The following is a 4,587-nucleotide window of genomic DNA, read 5'->3' on the forward strand; positions in this document are numbered from 1 at the left end:
CATAAGAACAAGGTATTTTTTTATTTCGACTTAATAAGTATGAAATAACTTGAATCTCAGTAATTTTACTTGCTTTTCGATTTTTTAGATATTCTAAAAAACGAACTCGTTTTTTCAGCTTGTTATTAAATTGTTAAAGATCTTACTCATAAAGAGTATAGCGAAGATAACTATTTAGTACTTATAATTGTATTTTATACAACTTTAGTTACTTTTAATTGTTACTATTAGTTAGCTTTGTATAGTCTTTATTTGTATATTCAGTATATTTTGTATACTGTTTTAATTTTGTTTCTTTATAATTTTAGAACGTAAAAAAAATGGCGTCCCCTAGGGGATTCGAACCCCTGTTACCGCCGTGAAAGGGCGATGTCCTAGGCCTCTAGACGAAGGGGACAATAAAGTAAAGTTGTTTTTTTTCTTTACTATAGTCTCTATAGTATCTTTAACCTTTAATTTAACAGAAAATCTGTGTGGACACTTAACTAGGCCTAGATCACCAACAATACACTTAGCATTATTATAAGGAGGTAATCCAACCGCAGGTTCCCCTACGGTTACCTTGTTACGACTTAACCCCAGTCACGATTCATACCGTGGTAAACGCCCTCAATAAAGTTAAGCTATCTACTTCTGGTACAAACCACTCCCATGGTTTGACGGGCGGTGTGTACAAGGCCCGGGAACGTATTCACCGCAACATTCTGATTTGCGATTACTAGCGATTCCGACTTCATGCAGTCGAGTTGCAGACTGCAATCCGGACTTAGATCTGCTTTAAGGGATTAGCTTAATGTCGCCATCTTGCAACCCTCTGTACAGACCATTGTAGCACGTGTGTAGCCCTACTCATAAGGGCCATGATGACTTGACGTCATCCCCACCTTCCTCCGGCTTATCACCGGCAGTCTCTTTAGAGTTCTCAACTTAATGTAGCAACTAAAGATGGGGGTTGCGCTCGTTGCGAGACTTAACCCAACATTTCACAACACGAGCTGACGACAGCCATGCAGCACCTGTCTTAGAGCTCCCGAAGGCACTCCTCGATCTCTCAAGGATTCTCTAGATGTCAAGAGTAGGTAAGGTTCTACGCGTTGCGTCGAATTAAACCACATGCTCCACCGCTTGTGCGGGCCCCCGTCAATTCATTTGAGTTTTAACCTTGCGGCCGTACTCCCCAGGCGCTCGATTTAACGCGTTAGCTACGAAAGCCAAAACTAAAGCTCCAGCCTCCAAATCGAGATCGTTTACGGCGTGGACTACCAGGGTATCTAATCCTGTTTGCTCCCCACGCTTTCGCACATGAGCGTCAGTAGGTTCCCAAGGGGCTGCCTTCGCCTTCGGTATTCCTTCTCATCTCTACACATTTCACTGTTACACGAGAAATTCTACCCCTCCCTAAACTACTCTAGATCAGCAGTTTTAAATGCAATTCCTAGGTTAAGCCCAGGGATTTCACATCTAACTTACCAATCCGCCTGCGTGCCCTTTACGCCCAGTAATTCCGATTAACGCTCGCACCCTCCGTATTACCGCGGCTGCTGGCACGGAGTTAGCCGGTGCTTCTTCTGTAACTAACATCAAGTTATAATCCTTCAATTACAACCTTTCTCATTACCGAAAGTACTTTACAACCCTAAGGCCTTCTTCATACACGCGGCATGGCTGGATCAGGGTTGCCCCCATTGTCCAATATTCCCCACTGCTGCCTTCCGTAGAAGTCTGGACCGTGTCTCAGTTCCAGTGTGGCTGGTCATTCTCTCAAACCAGCTAGAGATCGTCGCCTTGGTGAGCCATTACCTCACCAACTAGCTAATCTCACTTGGGCTCATCTATAGACGTGTACAAAGCACACTATAATCTCTCGATATTACGCGGTATTAGCCATCGTTTCCAATGGTTATCCCCCATCTATAGGCAGATTCCCAAGCATTACTCACCCGTCCGCCACTCGTCAGCAAGATAGCAAGCTATCTCCTGTTACCGTTCGACTTGCATGTGTTAAGCCTGCCGCCAGCGTTCAATCTGAGCCATGATCAAACTCTTCAATTGAAGATAATTGAATAATGCTTAATCATTCACTCGTTAAAACTTACTGATGTAATCTTATTTAATCGCTTAAATAATCATTTATATAAAGCCTAAAACTAATTGGTCATTCTACAACCATCTCAAAAACTTTATATAAACTTACTTAATGAATTAATCAGGTCATTTAAACTAAGTAAACAATAACAACACATTCGGTTAGAATATTATTTAGTTTTATTTATTATCAATACTAAATAATGTAATGTTTTTTATTGTCTAGGCCTAGCTAAATGCCCACACAGATTGTCTGTTAAATTGTTAAAGATCTTGAATTTTTACATTCTTTAAAGATAACTTTGAGTGGCAATTTATTACCAAGTTAGCTTTAAACAACGAAAAATATTATAGCAATTTTTAATTTATTTTGTCAAGTGTTATTTGAAAGATTTTAGGTAAATTATTAAAGCAGTTAAGGAAACTACCTTTAATTAAGCTTTAATCTTTATCATCTTTATTAATTTTGACAACGAGGCAAATTATAGCAAAATTTTAACAGCATTGTCAAATCTTTTTTATTTTTTTCATCTTTATTTATTTTTTTAGATGAAGAAATGATTTGAGCTTTTAAAAAACAACGAAGAAAATTATAAATTATTTAAACTTCACAGTCAAGCACTAAATTAATTATTTAATTTCATGATTAATTTTAGTAGCTTGTTTGCTTGCTGTTCTCTTGAACAACGAGGTGTATTATAGAGAACTAAATAATTAAAGTCAATAACTAAAAAATAAATAATTTTAATGACTTGTTCTAAGCTATTGTTTTATCTTACCATTTATTAATTGCTTTGGTATTATTTCTTTTTAATTAATTCTTTCTAACTCGTAGCTTCTTAAATTTACAACCTAGTTTCCTATATTTTCTAAATAATAAAATTAATAAAACGGAGATTATTTAACCTCCGTTTTATCATGAAAATGTAATTAGTGGTGATGACCACAACCACATGAAAAACCTTCTGCCCAATTTTTTAACTTAGTTGTTTTACCAACACCTGGGTTAAATGAGTTTGTAGGGTCAAGGTTTTTATAGTGGTTAACAAGAGCTTCTTTCGCGTGGTATAAGTGACCTACGTTATGCTCTGCTGGATATTGAGCACCTCTAGCATATAAAGTTTCAAGAATTTCTTCTTCTACTGCTAAAGGATCTAATGGTTTCTTAATAATGTAGTCTTGGTGGAATACGTGACATAAGAAGTGACCATAGTATAATTTACCAGCTAATTTTTTCTCAATTTCTTCTGGTAATTTTTCGAACCAGTCGTGATCATTACGGCGTAACGCTACGTCGATAGCACAAATTCCAACTTCGTCAGGATGACATTCACGATAACGAATAGCAGCACCTGCAATTGAGAAGCGGTGTAAACCTGCAATTTTACCTTCTTTAGGAGTACATTTAAAGAAGTCACCATCGCGTTTTTCTGCTTGGAAGTATTCAGTCAACCATTTTTCCATATCAGTAATTAGATCATCACCTACATTTAATAATAGGTGGTGTTCATATTTCTTATGGAAATCTTCCATACGCTCTGGAAGTAGGTTAGGTAATAGGTGCGATAAACCTTGTAATAATTTATCAGAATTAGGCACACCAGGAATACGAGCAAATGTACGATCGTAGAATGCTTTTAACGCGTAAAGTTTTGGAATATATTTTGTACCTAGTTTAGCGATAACAAATGTGGTATCTTTACCATATTTTTTACCGATCTCATAGGCTTCGCGGTGAATGTACTCACCTGAAATTGGTAAACGACCATCAAAAGCTGTTAATGCTGCACGACGAATATCTGTCAGAACATTGATATCATTTGCACCAATGTAGTACATTTGAGTAGCTTTTGGTTTAGCGAAAGTATCTAAACGTACTGCAAAGATCGCTAAGTGACCAGCAGAACCTGATGCTTCTTTTAATCTTTCAGGGTCGTTATTATAACGAGCTGGAGTATTTTCATCTACTAATACTACTTTATCTTTATAGTCTGTAGAAGAAGCACGTTTTTCGTTATTATTGATATTAGCATCTGAGTAGTCACCATTTTCTAATTTAGTTAAAATTACTTCAGGATCATCAGAACCAAAATCAATACCTAAATTATTAACAAACTCGAATTCACCTTTTTCATTGATACGAGCATATACAGCATATTCTGTAAATGATGGACCTCTTTGTACTAAAGCACCACCAGAGTTATTACATACACCACCAATTACAGATGCACCAATACATGAAGAACCAATCACTGAGTGAGGCTCTCTACCAATTTTAGCTAATTCTTCTTCTAAACGGTATAGAGTTGCACCTGATAAACAAACTACTTGAGTTTGGTTGTTAATAATTTTGAATTTATCAATTCTCAGTGTATTGATAACGATATTTGGACGATCGTATTCACCAAATGGTGTTGAACCACCAGTTAGACCTGTGTTAGCAGCTTGTGAAATTACGATAATATCATGTTCAGCTGCTAATTTTACTACTTTGTAGTATTC

At 36.8% G+C, this 4,587-nt stretch carries 1 protein-coding gene, 1 tRNA gene and 1 rRNA gene; all 3 read right to left on the reverse strand.

The window, feature by feature from the left end; all coding sequences use genetic code 11:
* Positions 1-321 precede the first annotated feature (321 nt).
* Positions 322-397 (reverse strand) — tRNA-Glu (locus tag CKF58_RS01605).
* A gap of 126 nt (positions 398-523) precedes the next feature.
* Positions 524-2,052: ribosomal RNA gene (locus CKF58_RS01610) — 16S ribosomal RNA — on the reverse strand.
* A 963-nt stretch (positions 2,053-3,015) separates the two neighbouring features.
* The coding region (gene dld / locus CKF58_RS01615; RefSeq protein WP_119530244.1) for a D-lactate dehydrogenase at positions 3,016-4,587 on the reverse strand (1,572 nt) is incomplete at its 5' end.

This window comes from Psittacicella hinzii (assembly GCF_003585935.1).
GTDB lineage: Bacteria > Pseudomonadota > Gammaproteobacteria > Enterobacterales > Psittacicellaceae > Psittacicella > Psittacicella hinzii.